This is a genomic window from Aeromonas sp. 25-248 (assembly GCF_053005425.1).
Genome location: NZ_JBRKTB010000003.1, coordinates 140,136 through 155,955 on the forward strand (window position 1 = coordinate 140,136; position 15,820 = coordinate 155,955).

Annotated in this window: 16 protein-coding genes; 3 read left to right on the forward strand and 13 right to left on the reverse strand. The window is 60.3% G+C overall.

What is annotated here, in order from left to right; genetic code table 11:
• Positions 1 to 11: 11 nt before the first annotated feature.
• Positions 12 to 665: a tRNA-uridine aminocarboxypropyltransferase gene (locus ACVDHI_RS07065; protein ID WP_174722086.1), complete on the reverse strand. Its 654-nt coding sequence runs from the start codon at positions 663 to 665 to the stop codon at positions 12 to 14.
• Here ACVDHI_RS07065 and rrtA point away from each other — a divergent pair.
• The gene (gene rrtA / locus ACVDHI_RS07070) at positions 631 to 1,209 is read left to right on the forward strand and encodes a rhombosortase (protein WP_447211909.1); all 579 of its coding nucleotides are present in this window, start codon (positions 631 to 633) and stop codon (positions 1,207 to 1,209) included. The two genes, ACVDHI_RS07065 and rrtA, sit on opposite strands and share 35 nt — an antisense overlap.
• Positions 1,210 to 1,295: 86 nt before the next feature.
• Here rrtA and pyrF read toward each other — a convergent pair whose 3' ends face one another.
• The 6 genes from pyrF to cmk form a co-directional block, all read right to left on the reverse strand.
• Positions 1,296 to 1,994: an orotidine-5'-phosphate decarboxylase gene (pyrF, locus tag ACVDHI_RS07075; RefSeq protein WP_042863968.1), complete on the reverse strand. Its 699-nt coding sequence runs from the start codon at positions 1,992 to 1,994 to the stop codon at positions 1,296 to 1,298.
• A gap of 121 nt (positions 1,995 to 2,115) precedes the next feature.
• Positions 2,116 to 3,282 carry a lipopolysaccharide assembly protein LapB gene (gene lapB / locus ACVDHI_RS07080; RefSeq protein WP_010674999.1) on the reverse strand — a complete coding sequence of 389 codons (1,167 nt, stop codon included), beginning with the start codon at positions 3,280 to 3,282 and terminating at the stop codon, positions 2,116 to 2,118.
• A gap of 9 nt (positions 3,283 to 3,291) precedes the next feature.
• Entirely contained in the window at positions 3,292 to 3,576 is a 285-nt protein-coding gene (locus ACVDHI_RS07085; RefSeq protein WP_010675000.1) for a LapA family protein, read from the reverse strand.
• A gap of 156 nt (positions 3,577 to 3,732) precedes the next feature.
• On the reverse strand, positions 3,733 to 4,017 hold the full coding sequence (gene ihfB / locus ACVDHI_RS07090) for an integration host factor subunit beta (protein ID WP_005299934.1): 285 nt from the start codon (positions 4,015 to 4,017) through the stop codon (positions 3,733 to 3,735).
• A 92-nt stretch (positions 4,018 to 4,109) separates the two neighbouring features.
• The gene (rpsA, locus tag ACVDHI_RS07095) at positions 4,110 to 5,780 is read right to left on the reverse strand and encodes a 30S ribosomal protein S1 (RefSeq protein ID WP_010675001.1); all 1,671 of its coding nucleotides are present in this window, start codon (positions 5,778 to 5,780) and stop codon (positions 4,110 to 4,112) included.
• Positions 5,781 to 5,873: 93 nt separating this feature from the next.
• The gene (gene cmk, locus ACVDHI_RS07100) at positions 5,874 to 6,566 is read right to left on the reverse strand and encodes a (d)CMP kinase (protein ID WP_041215039.1); all 693 of its coding nucleotides are present in this window, start codon (positions 6,564 to 6,566) and stop codon (positions 5,874 to 5,876) included.
• Positions 6,567 to 6,829: 263 nt separating this feature from the next.
• Between cmk and ribA the strand changes: the two genes are divergently transcribed.
• Positions 6,830 to 7,423, forward strand: a complete 594-nt coding sequence (gene ribA, locus ACVDHI_RS07105; protein WP_010675003.1) for a GTP cyclohydrolase II — start codon at positions 6,830 to 6,832, stop codon at positions 7,421 to 7,423.
• Between the two features lie 66 nt (positions 7,424 to 7,489).
• On the opposite strand, the gene ACVDHI_RS07110 is transcribed toward ribA, so the two are convergent.
• Positions 7,490 to 8,392, reverse strand: coding sequence for a LysR family transcriptional regulator (locus tag ACVDHI_RS07110; protein WP_109112336.1), 903 nt, complete (start codon positions 8,390 to 8,392; stop codon positions 7,490 to 7,492).
• A 93-nt stretch (positions 8,393 to 8,485) separates the two neighbouring features.
• Between ACVDHI_RS07110 and ACVDHI_RS07115 the strand changes: the two genes are divergently transcribed.
• Positions 8,486 to 9,739, forward strand: coding sequence for an MFS transporter (locus ACVDHI_RS07115; RefSeq protein WP_447211910.1), 1,254 nt, complete (start codon positions 8,486 to 8,488; stop codon positions 9,737 to 9,739).
• On the opposite strand, the gene ACVDHI_RS07120 is transcribed toward ACVDHI_RS07115, so the two are convergent.
• The 5 genes from ACVDHI_RS07120 to ACVDHI_RS07140 form a co-directional block, all read right to left on the reverse strand.
• A complete protein-coding gene (locus ACVDHI_RS07120) occupies positions 9,724 to 10,278 on the reverse strand; it encodes a VOC family protein (protein WP_447211911.1) in 555 nt (184 codons plus the stop codon). The two genes, ACVDHI_RS07115 and ACVDHI_RS07120, sit on opposite strands and share 16 nt — an antisense overlap.
• Positions 10,272 to 11,036, reverse strand: a complete 765-nt coding sequence (locus tag ACVDHI_RS07125) for a hypothetical protein (RefSeq protein WP_010675007.1) — start codon at positions 11,034 to 11,036, stop codon at positions 10,272 to 10,274. Before ACVDHI_RS07125 ends, ACVDHI_RS07120 begins: the two co-directional genes overlap by 7 nt.
• Before the next feature lie 153 nt (positions 11,037 to 11,189).
• Complete coding sequence (gene nfsA / locus ACVDHI_RS07130; RefSeq protein ID WP_041215036.1) at positions 11,190 to 11,915, reverse strand: oxygen-insensitive NADPH nitroreductase; 726 nt, start codon at positions 11,913 to 11,915, stop codon at positions 11,190 to 11,192.
• Between the two features lie 67 nt (positions 11,916 to 11,982).
• The gene (locus ACVDHI_RS07135) at positions 11,983 to 13,545 is read right to left on the reverse strand and encodes an AbgT family transporter (protein ID WP_010675009.1); all 1,563 of its coding nucleotides are present in this window, start codon (positions 13,543 to 13,545) and stop codon (positions 11,983 to 11,985) included.
• A gap of 154 nt (positions 13,546 to 13,699) precedes the next feature.
• Positions 13,700 to 15,640, reverse strand: a complete 1,941-nt coding sequence (locus tag ACVDHI_RS07140) for a putative bifunctional diguanylate cyclase/phosphodiesterase (RefSeq protein WP_201893876.1) — start codon at positions 15,638 to 15,640, stop codon at positions 13,700 to 13,702.
• Positions 15,641 to 15,820 lie beyond the last annotated feature (180 nt).

The following is a 15,820-nucleotide window of genomic DNA, read 5'->3' on the forward strand; positions in this document are numbered from 1 at the left end:
CTCTGGGCAACTCAACGGCGGCGGCCTTGTGCAAAGTCATGCCACTGCCGGTTCAAATGGGTAAACAGGGTCATCAGCGGGGCGAAGCGCTCAGGCTCTCCTTCCCACCGGGACAACAGATGGTAGCCCGCTTCCAGGGTGGACAATGCCTCCTCAAAGGGCTTCTTGCGAATGGAATATTGCCCGGCAATGGCGCCGAGGGTGATCCGCGGCAACCCGAGCAGTGCAGGCGAGCTGTGCAACATGCGATAGGCTTTGCGCCAGGTACCATCGAGGAGGATGAAGTGGGCTCGCACGGTGCGCCCACGCCTCAGGAGATGCTCCCTTGCCTCTATCAGGGTCAGGGCCTCCTCATCGGGCCACAGCACATAGCACTGGACAGCGGGGTCGGCAAGCAGGGCATTGAGCCCTTCATCGTCGGAAAAGTCCTCCCCCACATGGATGCGCACATCGGTCAGGGACGCCGCCAGCAACGCAGCCGTCCCCTTGGGGTGACCTACTTCGGCAGGGTGTTGCAGGATATGGAGCGCAGCCAGGTTCGGCACCCGCTGAATATAATCGCACAGGCACGCTTTGAGGGCCCGGGTACAGCGTGTACAGTATCGGCTCTCTTTGTCGTTGGGCTGCTTCATGTTGTCAGGAAAATCGGGTCTGCTCTGGGTCATCGCGCTTTCGCTCGTCACTGCCTTGCTCTTTTTCACCGTGCCAAATCATCAGCTCGCCTTCGATCGCGACCTGATCGCCCAGGGCGAAGGGTGGCGCATCATAACAGGCAATCTGGCACACACCAATGGATGGCATCTGCTGCTCAACCTGAGCGGTGTGGCCGTGCTCTACAGCCTGTTTCAGGAGTACCTGACGGGATGGCGCCTGCCCGTGCTGCTGCTGCTGCTGGGGACGGCGGTCGGACTCGGCATCTGGTGGGGCTGCCCGCAAACCCAGTGGTACATGGGACTCTCCGGCCTGCTGCACGGCTTGTTCGTATGGGGTGCCATGCAGGACATCCGCTTTCGCCGTCACTCCGGCTGGCTGATGCTGGCGGGCGTCGCCATCAAGCTCGGTGTGGACTTTTACAGTGCCGGCGAGAGCCCGGTCTCCGCCTTGATCGGTGCCAGGGTACACATCGAGTCACACTTCATCGGTGCACTCGCCGGCCTGCTCCTCGGCCTCTTCCCCATTCGTCTGGACGCCCAGGCCGTCCACTCCTGAGCTCCCCATAGGCAAGGCCAGCCCACGGCCAAAATGCAGCAGGCCGGATCTGGGATCCGGCCTGCGCTCATTCGCCCATGACGCCGTTACCGGCAAAGCTCGGCATTGATCGCCCCAAGCACGGCGGCGGGATCCGAGGACTGGGTGATGGGACGCCCGATCACCAGATAATCCGCACCCGCCTCCACCGCTGCCAGCGGCGTCATGACGCGGCGCTGATCGCCGGCAGCCGATCCGCTCGGACGAATGCCCGGCGTCACCAGCTTGAATTCGGCCCCCAGCAGCCCCTTCAGCGCACTCGCCTCTTCCGCGGAGCAGACCACTCCATCCAGCCCGGCCGTCTTGGCAAGGGTGGCCAGGCGGATCACCTGTTCTGCCGGCGTCACATCCAGACCCAGGGGCGCCATGTCGGACTGCTCCATACTGGTCAGCACGGTTACCCCGATGAGCAGGGGCGCCTTGTCGCCGTATGGCAGCAACGCCTCTCTGGCGGCACGCATCATGCGTTCGCCACCGCTGGCATGGACATTCACCATCCAGACGCCCAGCTCCGCACTGGCCGCCACCGCCTTGGCGACGGTGTTGGGAATGTCGTGAAATTTCAGATCCAGGAAGACGTCGAACCCCTTGCCCACCAGTTGGCGAACGAACTGGGGACCAAACAGGGTAAACATCTCCTTGCCTACCTTGAGGCGGCACTGGGCCGGTGAGATCTGCTCAATGAAGGCAAAGGCGTCGGCTTCGTGCTGATAATCCAGCGCGACCAGTACTTTGGGGTCTTGCATGTCACTTCCTATGGATTGTTATGCCACAGCCAGGCGCAGCAGAGCCGGGGCCCGGTTGCACGCTGGCATCTGAAATTCTTGGGTATCCGTGCTCGCCCGGGCGTGTTGGCCTCGCTGGCGTTTACTCCCCATCCAGCCCTCGGATCGGCTTGATGGTGCCCCACTGCCGGCAGGAAGGGCATTGCCAGAACAGCGAATGGGTGGCAAAGCCGCACTGACGGCACTTGTGGGTCGACTTGATCTTGATCTGCTCGCCGACCAGCTGTTGCAGCAGCTCCAGGCTCTCCTTGGCAGGCCCCTCCTCGGCACTGGCCAACTGGAAACCGACCAGCTGATAAAAGCCCTTCATGGAGGGGTGGCGACGCAGTTGGCGCAGCACCAGGGCCCGAGCCTGGCTCAACCCATCGCGCGCCTCCACCAGATTGGCCAGCGCCAGGGTCACGCTGACCCCCGCATGATCCTCTACCGCTTTTTCAAGCAGCGGGATCAGCTCCTGGCTGCGACCAAGCTGGCGATAGCATTCGAGCAGTTTTGGCATGGCTTCGGAGGCAAAGTCGATGTCCTGCTCGAACACCCGCAACAGCTCCTTGGCCGCATCCTCGAACCTGCCCTCCTCCATCGCCAGATCGGCCAGCCGCAGGCTGGCGCGGGCACAGGCCGGGTGCGCACCGAGCGCACGCTTGAGCTTGGCGATGCCCGCAGGCTTGTCGCCATCGCGCAAGGCACTCTCCGCCTGTTCGCAATAGAAGTGGGAAATGGGCTCGGCCAGCTTCTTGCCCTGGAATTTCTGCAGACGCACCGCCACGGCGATGGCATTGTCCCAGTCACGCAACTGCTGATGAATGATCAGGAGCTGTGCCAGAGCCGTCTCTTCGAAATCGCTGTCATCACACAGCTCTTTCCAGAGTGCTTCGGCCCGATCGAGCAAGCCGGCAGCCAGAAAGTCACGGGCCAGCTCCTGCAAGGCAAGCTGACGCTGCTCACGGGTCAGCTGACGGGCGACCAGGTTCTGGTGGATCTTGATGGCGCGATCGACTTCGCCCCGTTGACGGAACAGGTTGCCGAGGGAGAGGTGGGTTTCGATGGTTTCGCTGTCGACTTCCAGCAGCTGGATAAAGAGATCCACCGCCTTGTCCGACTCGTCAGAGAGCAAATAGTTGAGGCCCGCCACGTACTGGCGGGAAAACTGGTTACTCTGTTGCTGGGTGTCCTGGCGAACACTCCTGCGGCCCATGTACCAGCCATAACCGGCGGCGATGGGCAACAGCAGGAAAAGCAGTTCAAGCATCGAGGGACATTATTCCTTGGTTGTCGACCGGGCAAGCTCCAACTCGCGAGATTGACGACGCATGGTTCGGTTCAGGGTGCGATTTTGCAGTTTGAGACGCAGGAACAGCAGACCAAATACCAGCCAGCCCAGCAGAAAACCGCCGGCGAAGAAGAACCCCAGCAACATGGAGAGCGAGAACTCCCCCTGGGCAATCAGGTAGTTGAACTGCACCAGCTGACCATTTTGAGAACCGATGGCAAGGGTCAGGACAAACACCAGCACCAGTGGAATGAGGGCCAAGATACGCTTCATGGGAGCTCCCTGTCTGTAGCGAATGAGTGACTGATTATCCTTAAAATCACAGGCAGACTCTAGCGCGAATGGGAAAAGAGTGTGAGAAACCCGACAACGGGCAGACTCCAGGCCATAAAAATGAAAAAGGCATACTCAGGTATGCCGTTTTCTGCATTATTCGATGATGTTGACGCGTTCGCGCAACTCTTTGCCAGGTTTGAAGTGCGGGACATATTTCCCGGTCAGTTCAACCTTGTCCCCGGTCTTGGGGTTGCGACCCACGCGGGGCGCACGATAGTGCAGCGAGAAACTGCCAAATCCTCGGATTTCAATCCGGTCGCCGTTTTGCAAGGTCGATGCCATCTGCTCAAGGATCTCCTTGATAGCGGCTTCGACATCCTTGGCCGGCATATGCATGCGGCTGGCTGCCAGTTGTTCGATGAGATCTGATTTGGTCATAAGGTTAAATCTCCTTCCCCGATCACATGCAATAATCATTTTGCCAAGATAAAAAAGGGCGGCGCAATGCCGCCCTTTTCTTGCATCAAGGATTACTCACCCTTGGCGGCTTTGAACGCTTCCATCATGGCATTGCTGAACACAACTTCTTCTTGTTGGTTCAGGCTGTCGATGGCAACACGCTCGTCAGCCTCGTCCTTGGCACGGACAGACAGGCTCACAGTGCGGTTCTTGCGATCAACGCCCATGAATTTGGCTTCAACTTCGTCACCAACAGACAGCACCAGAGTGGCGTCTTCTACACGGTCACGAGCAGCGTCGGAGGCACGCAGGTAGCCTTCTACGCCGTCAGCCAGTTCGATCACGGCACCCTTGGCATCAACCTCGGTAACCTTGCCCTTCACAATAGCACCTTTCTTGTTGTCAGACAGGTACTTATTGAACGGGTCTTCTTCGATCTGCTTGACGCCCAGGGAGATACGCTCACGCTCCGGGTCCACTTGCAGAACAACGGCTTCGATTTCGTCGCCCTTCTTGAATTCACGCACGGCTTCTTCGCCCTGGTTGTTCCAGGAGATGTCAGACAGGTGAACCAGGCCGTCGATGCCGCCATCCAGACCGATGAAGATACCGAAGTCAGTGATGGACTTGATCTTGCCGGAAACACGGTCGCCCTTGGCGTGAGTTTCGGCAAACAGCTGCCACGGGTTGGATTTGCACTGCTTCAGACCCAGGGAGATACGACGACGCTCTTCGTCGATGTCCAGAACCATCACGTCAACCACGTCGCCAACGTTGACAACCTTGGACGGGTGGATGTTCTTGTTGGTCCAATCCATCTCGGATACGTGTACCAGGCCTTCCACGCCTTCTTCGATTTCAACGAAGCAGCCGTAGTCGGTCAGGTTGGTCACGCGGCCAGACAGACGGGTGGTCTCCGGGTAACGCTTGGCGATAGCAACCCAGGGATCTTCGCCCAGCTGCTTCAGGCCCAGGGATACACGGGTACGCTCGCGGTCGAACTTCAGAACCTTGACAGCGATCTCGTCGCCAACGTTGACGATTTCGGAAGGATGCTTAACGCGCTTCCACGCCATGTCGGTGATGTGCAGCAGGCCGTCAACACCGCCCAGATCTACGAATGCACCGTAGTCGGTCAGGTTCTTGACGATACCCTTAACTTCTTGACCTTCTTGCAGGTTGGCCAGCAGGCTTTCACGCTCGGAGGTGTTCTCGGTCTCGATCACGGCACGACGGGAAACAACAACGTTGTTGCGCTTCTGGTCCAGCTTGATGACTTTGAACTCGAGTTCTTTGTTTTCCAGGTGAGCGGTGTCACGGATCGGACGCACGTCAACCAGAGAACCCGGCAGGAAGGCACGGATGCCGTTCAGCTCAACGGTGAAACCACCCTTGACCTTGCCGTTGATGATACCGATAACGGTAGCTTGCTCTTCGTAAGCTTTTTCAAGCTGCAGCCAGGCTTCGTGGCGCTTGGCTTTTTCGCGGGACAGCTTGGTTTCGCCGAAACCATCTTCGATAGAGTCCAGAGCCACGTCAACGGAGTCACCTACGTTGATTTCCAGCTCGCCCATGGCGTTCTTGAATTCTTCAGCCGGGATAGCAGACTCGGATTTCAGACCGGCATCAACCAGTACGAAACCGTTCTCGATAGCAACGACAGTGCCCTTGACGATGGAACCTTGACGGGTTTCAACGGCGTTCAGGGACTCTTCAAAGAGTTGAGCAAAAGATTCGATCATTGTTTATGTCACAAATGAAACATCCACTTGCAATCCGGCACAAGCGGGGTTGTTTTAAATTATCTGCGCCATCCTTGGTGCAGACGACTGACATCAGTTTGCGCTGACATCACCAAGTTGTTGCTCTGCATAGGCAAGCACCGTTGCCAGCACTTCATCTATGGTCATGGACGTTGAGTCTACAACAAGAGCATCTTCCGCGGGTTTCAGGGGAGCGACGGCGCGATTTCTGTCGCGATCGTCACGTTCCCGAATCTCGGTTAAAAGACGCTCAAAGTTAACATCAAAGCCCTTATCTTGCAACTGCTTATAGCGGCGCTGGGCCCGTTCCTCGGCGCTGGCGTCGAGGAAAATCTTCACATCCGCCTCGGGGAAAACCACGGTACCCATGTCGCGACCGTCGGCGATGAGACCGGGGGCTTGGCGAAATGCACGCTGACGACGCAGCAGGGCTTCACGTACCCGGGGAAACGCCGCGATTTTGCTGGCCGCGTTGCCCACTTCTTCAGTACGAATGGTGCGGGAAACATCCTCCCCTTCGAGGATCACCTTGACCAGCTCCCCTTCTACCTGGAATTGCACATCCAGATTGGCGGCCAGGGGAACCAATGCGGCTTCGGAATCGAGCTCCACATCGTGATGCAGGGCTGCCAGGGAGAGCACCCGGTAGATGGCACCGGAATCGAGCAGGTGCCAGCCCAGTTTTTCAGCCAGCAACTGGCACAAGGTGCCTTTTCCTGCTCCACTTGGGCCATCAATAGTCATCACGGGGGCCATCTGAGCCATAACGTTTCTCCTGCGCACTCGGCATCTTGACTGGTTGCACACATCCCTGTCGGGATGGGGTAATGGGCGCCGATTATACCCGAATGCGCCGTCGCTGGCAGTTGTCAGGGCACACAATTGCGCAAAAGTCGTCGCGATTGCACCTATTCTGACCAATCGGGTTAACCCACTTCTCACGCAAGGTTTTGTTCTTATGGTTGTTCCGAACAATGCGCGCTAAACTGGCCGCCCTTTTTTAAGCAGCTGTAGTCAGGAGCAACCATATGAGCAGCGTTACCCTCGTGGCCAAATCCAAGTTGCCGACCCCCTGGGGCACTTTTACGCTGGTTGGTTTTCAGGAAACCGGCACGGGCAAGGATCATGCCGCGCTGGTGATGGGCGATATCGCAGACGGCGAACCCGTGCTGGGACGCATTCATTCCGAGTGTCTGACCGGGGATGCCCTGTTCAGTCTGCGTTGTGACTGCGGCTTCCAATTGCAGGCCGCGCTGGAAAACATCGCCAAGGCGGGCCGCGGCGTCCTGCTGTATGTCCGTCAGGAAGGGCGAGGCATCGGCTTGCTCAACAAGATCCGGGCCTATCATCTGCAGGATCAGGGGGCCGATACCGTGGAGGCCAACGTGGCGCTTGGCTTTGCCGCCGACATGCGTGACTACACCATCTGCGCCGACATGCTCAAGGCGCTCGAGGTCAAGTCCCTGCGCCTGATGACCAACAACCCGCGCAAGTTGAAGGCGATGGAATCCTTTGGCATCCCGGTGGCGGAGCGCGTGCCCCTTCAGGAAGGTCGCAATCCCCACAACGAGTTTTATCTCTCCACCAAGGCAAACAAGCTGGATCACCTGTTCAAGAAATAAGGTTGCATCCACCTTGTCAGCATACGCCTCCAGATTGGAGGCGTTTTTATTGGTGATACCACTGAATCATTCAGTATCTGTAGCGTAATGATTAGACACGTCCCCTTGCGCCAGCAAAAAATCCCGCAACGCTCGGTTCGCCATGGAGAGCGGATCCCCCCGTCGCCAGGCTACGCAGAGATCCAGGAAGATAGGGGGTGAAAAAGGGATGCCGGTGAGGGCCGGCTCCTCTTCCAGCGCCATGCGCAGGAAGGTGGTCACGGCGAATCCCTGACGCACCACCGCCTTGAGCAGCGGGATGAGATTGCTTTCGAACGCGATGTCAGGCTCTACCCCCAGCCCCTGCGCCAACACCTCCATGTGTTCCCTGTGGTAGAAGCCTCGCCGGAACATGGCGAGCTCCTGGCCGAAGAACTGTGGCAGCGAGACCGACTCAGCGCCGCGCAGCGGGTGCTCCTCCCCCACCACCATCAGCATCTCTTCCCGCAGCAGTTGCGCCCCCTCGAGGGCCGGTGGCAGATCGCTGGTGATGAGGATGGCGAGATCCAGACTGCCATCCACCATGCGGCTGAGCAGCTCCCGGGTGCCCGCCTCCTCCACCCGGATCTTCAAGCCGGGGTAGCGATGCTTGAACGCCATCAGGATTGGCGGGAAGTAATAGGATCCCATCATGTAGGGGATGCCGATGCGCACCTCCCCCCGCTCCAGCCCCTTGAGCTCGGCCATCTCGGCCTCGGCCTGGTGCATCTGGCGCAGCAGCCGTTCGGCGTGGCGACAGAGGACCTCTCCCTCCGGGGTGAGGCGCACGCTGCGGTCCTGCCGGTCAAACAGCCGCAGATCGAGCTGCTGCTCCAGCTTGGCGATGGCCATGCTGACGGCAGGCTGGGCCACGTTCAGCCCCTGGGCCGCCCTGGTGAAGGAGCCGGCATCGCGCACCGCCAGCAGGTATCCGAGCTGTTTCAGATCCATATCAATTTCATTTATCAGGGTGATAACTTAAATATATTATATTTATACGTTTCGTCGCACTACCCTGCACAAAAGTCGTCGGGACAACTCCATATGATCGAAGTAGGCAGTCGCGAATGGATACGCGCCACCCTGGCCCTCAGCCTGGGTTCCTTCCTGGTATTCCTCAATCTCTACCAGACCCATCCCCTGCTGCCGCTCCTGGCAGAGGTCTTCTCCGTCAGCGCCCTGTCCGCCAGCTGGACGCTGGCAGGCTGCACCGCAGGGCTTGCAGGCTCCCTGCTCGTCTGTGCCCGTCTGGCTGATCGGTTCGGACGGCGGCGGATCATGCTGTGGACCCTGGCGGCCGCCATCCTGCTCTCCCTGTGCATCCCCTGGGTCACCCACTTTGATGTGCTGGTGAGCCTGCGCATCCTGCAAGGCGTCCTGCTGGCAGGGTTGCCCGCCACCGCCATTGCCTACATGGGGGAAGAGTTCAGCAAACGTGCCCTCATCGTAGCCGTCGGCGTCTATATCGCGGCCAACTCCCTGGGGGGCATCGCGGGCCGGGTGGTCGGCGGTCTGCTGGCTGGCTGGTTTGGTGACTGGCAGCACACCTTCCTCGGTATCGGGATCATCAGCCTCGCCCTGCTGCCACTGGTCATCTGGCTGCTGCCCGCCCAACGCTGCTTCGTGGCCGTGGAGGCAGCGCCTGGGCAACTGCGCCGTGCCATCCAGAGTCACCTTGGCAACCCCTTGCTGGTGGGGGCCTATCTCATCGGCGGCCTCAACTTCATGGTCTTCCTGAACCAGTACAGCTATCTCACCTTTCTGCTGGCCAAGGCCCCCTTCTCCCTGCCGACCCAGTGGCTCGGCATGCTGTTTCTGACCTACCTCACCGGTACCGTCGCCTCTTCACTGAGCGGCCGCGGGGCCCATCGCTGGGGAGCACAACGCCTGCTGCTGGCGGGAATAACCTTGATGGCACTCGGCAGCCTGGCCCTGTTGCAGGGGAGCCTTGTCGCCATCATCGGGGGATTGCTTGTCTCGAGCTTTGGCTTCTTCCTCGCCCACGCCTGTGCCAGCGCCTGGGTCGGCCAGCACGTGGAGCACAACCGGGCGCTCGCCTCGTCGCTCTATCTGGTGGGGTATTACCTGGGGGCCAGTCTGGGCGGGCTTTATCTGCACCCCTTCTGGGAGCAAGGGGGGCTCTGGGGTCTGGTACTCGGCATCGAGCTGGTGTTGATCATCACCGCGGGGTTGAGCCTCTGGCTCGGTCACTTGAAAGGACGTGTGGCGCCCACTTGTACGTTGACGCCACAGGGTCAGGCTCCCGTCAACGGGCCCTCCCCTCACAGACCGTCATAATAGTCCGCCGGTACCGGCACCACGGCGCCGGTACAGAGCTCTTCATCTATCACCTCCTCAAGCGGGCGCAGATGAAGCTTGATCTGCCCAGAGGGCAGCATCAATCCTATATCCGGATTGCGTCCGTCATCGATGTTGCCGGTCTTGAAGGGGACATCGGGATGCGTCGCCACCAAGGCCGTGAGCGAGGGCACCACCAGCTCGATATGTTCGAGCCCGGCCTGATGGCTTCGGCCCGCCTTGGGGGCGGCCAGTTCGATGCAGGGTACGGTCACCTGCTCCCAGCAGACGGGCTGGTGCAGGCGATAGGTGGCGATGGGACGCCCGCCTATCATCCCCTCCACCAGCAAGACTCCGTGGGCGGCCAGCACCGCTTTCAACTCCAGATATTCCGGCAGGGTGGCGGCGCGGTAGCAGAGGTGATCCACCACGGGGGAGTCATTGACTCCCATGACGGCATGCATTTCCGTGAGCAGTTGGCAAACAAATGGGGCCATAGGCCCCAGTGTGGAATCCAGGGGATGTGACATGATCACCATTTCTTCTTGGGTTGGAACAGGACGTCCAGTTCGTCCGTCTCTTTGTCCTTGATGTTTTGCAGCTCCTTCTCGCTGTGCTGCTGCAGGTGTTCTTCCAGCTGGCGCATCCCCTGACGCATGTCCTCTTCCCGCGCCAGCAGGTAGGGATCCTTGTCGGTGACATTGGCCAGCGCCCCCAGCCCCTTGGTGTAGAGCTGCCGGCAGGTGCCGTACTGCCCCTGGATCTGGGCATCCATGGCCCGCTTGAGCAGGTTGGCGATGTTGATCTTGAGCTGCATCAGCTCGAGGCGGCGATCCTCCTGGGCAAAGCCTTGGGGATCTATCTTGCCCTTGTTGTGCTCGACCCGCAGCACGGCCCGCATCTTCTTGGCCAGTTGCAGCATCTGGATGGCCTGGCGGTCGGACTCCGGCGTCTTGAAATGTCCCTCGTCCTGGCTGCTGTAGTTCTCCTGCACGTTCTTGATCTGGAGCTGGACATCGGCGATGCGCTGCTTGACCTGCGCATTGGGCATCACCAGCGCGATGGCGCGGTAGGCATCCAGGATCCGGTGTTGCAACAGCAGCACCATGTTTTTGGAAAAGGGCACCAGGTTGACGTTCAGCAACACCTCTTCGGTCTCGTCTGCCACCGCCTTGTGACGGGCAATGGCCTGGCGCTTGTCCGATTCGGCCTTCTGCTTGTATTGCTGCACCACGTTATAGGCGATGACCAGAAACAGGAGTGCGCCGATTGACAGCAATATCAGGGTTAAAATCATAGGGTGTTCACACTCCAGTCCCAATCCAATTGCGAGATCCTACAACAGCTTAGCCTCATAGGGTAGCGCCCAGATCCCGTATTGCCTCACAAGAACGCTCGCAGGCGGTGACCGCATCCGGTGCGTCATGCTCCATATCGCCCGCCGCCCCCATTACTTGAGGCAAAAACCCTTCGACTGCAGGAATCCCAGCATGAAGGGCCTCGCCTCCTTGCCCAGGATCCCCCTGATCTGTCCGCTCCAGGTCTGATCCTTGTTGTTGCTGCTGCGGGCCTGGTAGTAGTCGTGGATCTGCCCGTCGTACCGGGCAAGCAGGGCGCGGTCCAGGGTGGCAGGATAGCGGTTCTCGTGCACCACCAGCGCCCGGGGCAGCCGCGGTTTTTGCTCCGGCCGCTGGGCGGGATGGCCCAGGCAGAGGCCAAACAGCGGGATCACCTGATGGGGCAGACCCAGCACCTCGCTCACCTCGGCCGGATTGTTGCGAATGCCGCCGATATAGACCCCCCCCAGCCCAAGTGACTGGGCCGCCAGCAAGGCATTTTGCGCCATCAGGGCGCCGTCGATGGCCCCGATCATGAGCTGCTCCACAAAGCCGGTGCGGGCCTCCGGCACTATCTGGCTGTGACGATGGTAGTCGGCGCAAAACACCAGAAACTCCGCCGCTTCGACCACATAGGCCTGATGGCCGGCCAGCTCCGCCAGGGTGGCCCGCAACCCCTTGTCGGTGACCCGGATGATGCTGTTGGCCTGGAGGAAGCTGGAGCTCGCGGCGCTCTGGGCGGCGCTCAGGATCTGATCCAACTGCTCTGCGCTGACGGGCTCTGAGGTGAACTGGCGAATGGAGCGATGGGAAAGAATGAGATCGATGGTCGGGTTCATGGTACCTCCGGGATGAAGGTCACACTCTACCCAAAAAAAGCGGGGGGCCCAAGGCCCCCCATCACCCTCAAGGGGCAGGATAGACATAGGGGGCCTGTAGCCCAAGCGGGAACCCCAGCGCCCAGTAGAGCAGCAGGAAGCCCGTCCAGCTCACCAGGAAGGCCAGGGAGTAAGGCAGCATCATGGAGACCAGGGTGCCGATGCCTGTGCTCTTCACATACTGTTGGCAATAGACCACCACCAGGGGGAAGAAGACCATCAGCGGGGTGATGATGTTGGAGGCGGAATCCCCCACCCGATACGCGGCCTGAGTCAGCTCGGGCGAGATGCCCACCGCCATCAGCATGGGCACCAGGATGGGGCTGATGAGGGCCCACTTGGCGGAGGCCGAGCCCACCACCAGGTTGACGGTAGCCGTCAGCAGTATGATGCCGACGATGGTCACCTCTCCCGGCAGCGCCAGGGCGTGAAGCACCTCGGCACCGGAGAGCGCCAGCAAGGTACCGAGGTTGGAATCCCCGAACGCCTTGATGAAGAGGGCGCAGAAGAAGGCCATCACCATGTAGGAGCCCATCTTGTTCATGGTGGCCGACATGGCGTCGATCACATCCTTGCCGCTCTTGAAGCTGCCGGCGACAAAGCCATAGACGATCCCGGGCAGGATGAAGAGCAGGAAAATGAGGGGCACGATGGACTTCATCACCGGCGCGGCGAAGGTGGTGAGGGAACCGTCCGGTGCCCTCATCGGCGAGTCGCCGGGGGCCAGCGCCAGCCCCAGCAGCACCACGGCCGCCAGCATGGCAAACCCGGCCCAGTTGAAGGCCCGGCTCTCCTGGGCGCTGTAACGACCCATCTCGTCGGCGCTCTCCAGATCCTCGTTGAGGGGCACTTGCTTGAGGCGCGGCTCGACAATCTTCTCGGTGACAAACCAGCCCACGCAGATGATCAGCAAGGAAGAAGCGCCGGTGAAGATGATATTGCACAGGGTGTTGACCATGTAGTCAGGGTCGAATAACTGGGCTGCAGACTGGGTGAACCCCTGAAGCAGCGCATCCCCGCCGGAGGGCAGGAAGTTGGCGGCAAACCCGCCGGAAACCCCGGCAAAGGCTGCGGCAATCCCCGCCAGCGGGTGACGACCCGCCGCATGGAAGATGATGCCGCCAATGGGGATCACCAGCACATAGCCCGCATCGGCGGCGGTATGGCTGACGATGGCCACCAGGATCAGCATGGGGGTCAGAAAGCGCGCCGGCGTCACCTTGAGCAGCTTCTTGAGCCCGGTGTTGATGAAACCGGACTGTTCAGCCACCCCGACCCCCAGCATGGCCACCAGCACGATGCCAAGGGGAGCAAACCCGGTGAACGTGGTGACCATGCTGGCGAGAAAGTCCGCCAGCCCTGCCCCGGTCAACAGGTTGTTGATGACCACAGCCTCTCCGGTGCGGGGATTGACCAGATCGAAGGAGAACTGGGAGCCTATCCAGGAGCCGACCCAGACGATCAGCAAGGCATAGAGGAAGAGCATGGCGGGATCCGGCAGCTTGTTGCCCGCCTTCTCCACCCCGTTCAGAAAGCGGTTCAACCAGCCGTTGGGAGGGGCCGGACGCTCGTTCACTGCAGCTTGACTCATTATGGTGATACTCCATTACCAAGGAATGAGCGCGCATACTAGCGATAACGTCTAATGGATCCCATGATATGAGACAAAAATTCGATTAATTATGTTTAATTTGGCATCTCGCACTTCATAAATGGGAGATGCCGCACATTTATCGACAACTTTCTCAATGGTTTGCGAGGGGATAGCGGCCCAGCCGGCACTGTACTGCGAACCCCGCCGCCGCCACCTCTTCCGGTGTCATGGGACGGCTGAACAGAAATCCCTGGAAGACATGGCAACCCTGGGTCTGCAGGGCCGCGAGCTCGTGCTCCTCCTCCACCCCTTCCGCCAGGATCCCGAGCCCCAGACTGGTGGCCATGGCCACCGTCGCCCGGATCACCGGCAGGTTGAGCCCCACCACGAAGGAGCGGTCCAGCTTGATGGTGTCGATGGGCAACCGGTTGAGGTAGGCAAGCGACGAGTAGCCCGTCCCGAAGTCGTCGATGGCGATCTTGATCCCCTGCTCGCTCAGGGCGTCGAGGATCTCGATGCACCCCTTCATGTCCAGCATCAGCACCGTCTCGGTCAGCTCCAGGGTCAGCAGTGCCGCCTCCACCGAGAATGCCTCGAGCAGTTGGGCCACCAGCTCCGGCAAACTGGCAGAGAGCTGGAAGCCCGAGAGATTGACCGACACCGGCACCCTCACCCCATCCTGTCGCTGCCACTCCCCCATCTGGGCCAATGCGGTGGAAAGCACCCAGCTTCCAATTTCCCGGATGAGCCCCATCTCTTCGGCCAGCGGAATGAACTCCGCCGGCGACACATGGCCGAGCACGGGATTGTACCAGCGTACCAGGGCCTCGAAACCGATGACCTGACCTTGCGCCACATCCACCTGGGGCTGATAGCGCAGGCTGAGCTCCCCCCGACCGACGGCCTTGGCCAGAAACTGCTTGAGGGTCAGCTTGCGATGCAGGCTTTGCTGCATGCTGGGGGTGAAGCGCTGCCAGCGAAGCCGCCCCATCTGCTTGGCCTGGTACATGGCCATGTCGGCACGGGTGATGAGGTTATCGCCATCATCGGCGTCGTCCGGGTAGATGGCGATGCCGATGCTGCCGCCGATGGTGACCTCGGGGACACCGCTCAGCTGCAGTGGCTTGCTCATCTGGGAGAGCATGAGATCCGCCACCTCCTGGGCCCGATCGCTCGCCTGGTTGAGGGGCACCAGGGCGGTGAACTCGTCCCCGCCAAGGCGCGCCAGCTCCACGTCCCGCGGGCAGATCTGCTTGAGCCGTCCGGCGACCCGCTCCAGCAGGCGATCCCCTGCCTTGTGGCCGTAGTTGTCATTGACCAGCTTGAAGTTGTCCAGATCCATGAACACCAGGGCAAAGCGCCCCCCGAGGCCGCAATAGGCTTCCAGGGATTTCATCAGGCCGTAGCGATTGAGCAACCCGGTGAGGGAGTCGTGCCAGGCCAGGTGGCGATGCTCCAGCTCTTCGAGCTTGCGATCCGTGATGTCCCGCATGGTCAGCAGGATCCGTGCCCCCTGCTGGATATGGCGAAACTGGTACTGGAACCAGCGCATCCCCTTCTGGGTGCGGCACTCCCCTTCGGCCACCACTTCGTCCAGACGGGAGAGGCGACGATAGAAGGCCTCGTCCGCACCGGAGAAGATCTGGGGCAGCGTCAGAATGCCGGTGCCAAAGCACATGTCGAAGTGATGGTTGCCGCTCTCGAGGCGCCCCTCGTTGTCAAAGAGACAGGCCAGGGTGTCGCCGGTGGCGAGGGAGGACTCCTGATAGAGGGTGTCGGCATCGATGACCGCTTCCGCCATCATCATCTGCCGTCCGGCAAGCTGGATCCCGGAAAGACGCAGATAGACCTGCTTCTTGACCCCCTTGGGCGAGAGGGTCCACCACTCGTTGTAACTGCGCTCCTGCTGGAAATCGCCGAGATAGCGCTGCAGCAGCAGATCGATGGCGGCGGCCATGTCGGCGGAGAAATCCCGGGACTTCAGCTCGGCCAGGGAGCTCGCCTCCCAGAGCCCGAGGGCAGCATCGTTGGCCCAGTAAATATGATGACGCTGGATGTCATAGACCCAGACCGGCGTGTGGAGGACATCCATCACGGTGAGCAGGCGTTCGTCTAGCGTATTCATGTTGAGTGATGATTCATGCTGAAAGCTCATGGTCGAACCAGTCGCTTGCGCCCCCTGACAGGAGTATTCACGCTGGTACAAAATCCGTTCCGGCCCATAATCGGATAACAAACGGATGAAAAAAGGCCGAAATCATATGAAAACGCT

Coding starts and splice junctions, on each gene's coding strand:
- ACVDHI_RS07125 (WP_010675007.1), bottom strand. CDS start 11,036: ATGATTTTAACCCTGATATTGCTGTCAATCGGCGCACTCCTGTTTCTG.
- ihfB (WP_005299934.1), bottom strand. CDS start 4,017: ATGACCAAATCAGATCTCATCGAACAACTGGCAGCCAGCCGCATGCAT.
- pyrF (WP_042863968.1), bottom strand. CDS start 1,994: ATGCAAGACCCCAAAGTACTGGTCGCGCTGGATTATCAGCACGAAGCC.
- rpsA (WP_010675001.1), bottom strand. CDS start 5,780: ATGATCGAATCTTTTGCTCAACTCTTTGAAGAGTCCCTGAACGCCGTT.
- ACVDHI_RS07065 (WP_174722086.1), bottom strand. CDS start 665: ATGACCCAGAGCAGACCCGATTTTCCTGACAACATGAAGCAGCCCAAC.
- ACVDHI_RS07115 (WP_447211910.1), top strand. CDS start 8,486: ATGATCGAAGTAGGCAGTCGCGAATGGATACGCGCCACCCTGGCCCTC.
- ACVDHI_RS07120 (WP_447211911.1), bottom strand. CDS start 10,278: ATGGTGATCATGTCACATCCCCTGGATTCCACACTGGGGCCTATGGCC.
- ribA (WP_010675003.1), top strand. CDS start 6,830: ATGAGCAGCGTTACCCTCGTGGCCAAATCCAAGTTGCCGACCCCCTGG.
- ACVDHI_RS07110 (WP_109112336.1), bottom strand. CDS start 8,392: ATGGATCTGAAACAGCTCGGATACCTGCTGGCGGTGCGCGATGCCGGC.
- nfsA (WP_041215036.1), bottom strand. CDS start 11,915: ATGAACCCGACCATCGATCTCATTCTTTCCCATCGCTCCATTCGCCAG.
- lapB (WP_010674999.1), bottom strand. CDS start 3,282: ATGCTTGAACTGCTTTTCCTGCTGTTGCCCATCGCCGCCGGTTATGGC.
- rrtA (WP_447211909.1), top strand. CDS start 631: ATGTTGTCAGGAAAATCGGGTCTGCTCTGGGTCATCGCGCTTTCGCTC.
- ACVDHI_RS07135 (WP_010675009.1), bottom strand. CDS start 13,545: ATGAGTCAAGCTGCAGTGAACGAGCGTCCGGCCCCTCCCAACGGCTGG.
- ACVDHI_RS07140 (WP_201893876.1), bottom strand. CDS start 15,640: ATGGATGTCCTCCACACGCCGGTCTGGGTCTATGACATCCAGCGTCAT.
- cmk (WP_041215039.1), bottom strand. CDS start 6,566: ATGGCTCAGATGGCCCCCGTGATGACTATTGATGGCCCAAGTGGAGCA.
- ACVDHI_RS07085 (WP_010675000.1), bottom strand. CDS start 3,576: ATGAAGCGTATCTTGGCCCTCATTCCACTGGTGCTGGTGTTTGTCCTG.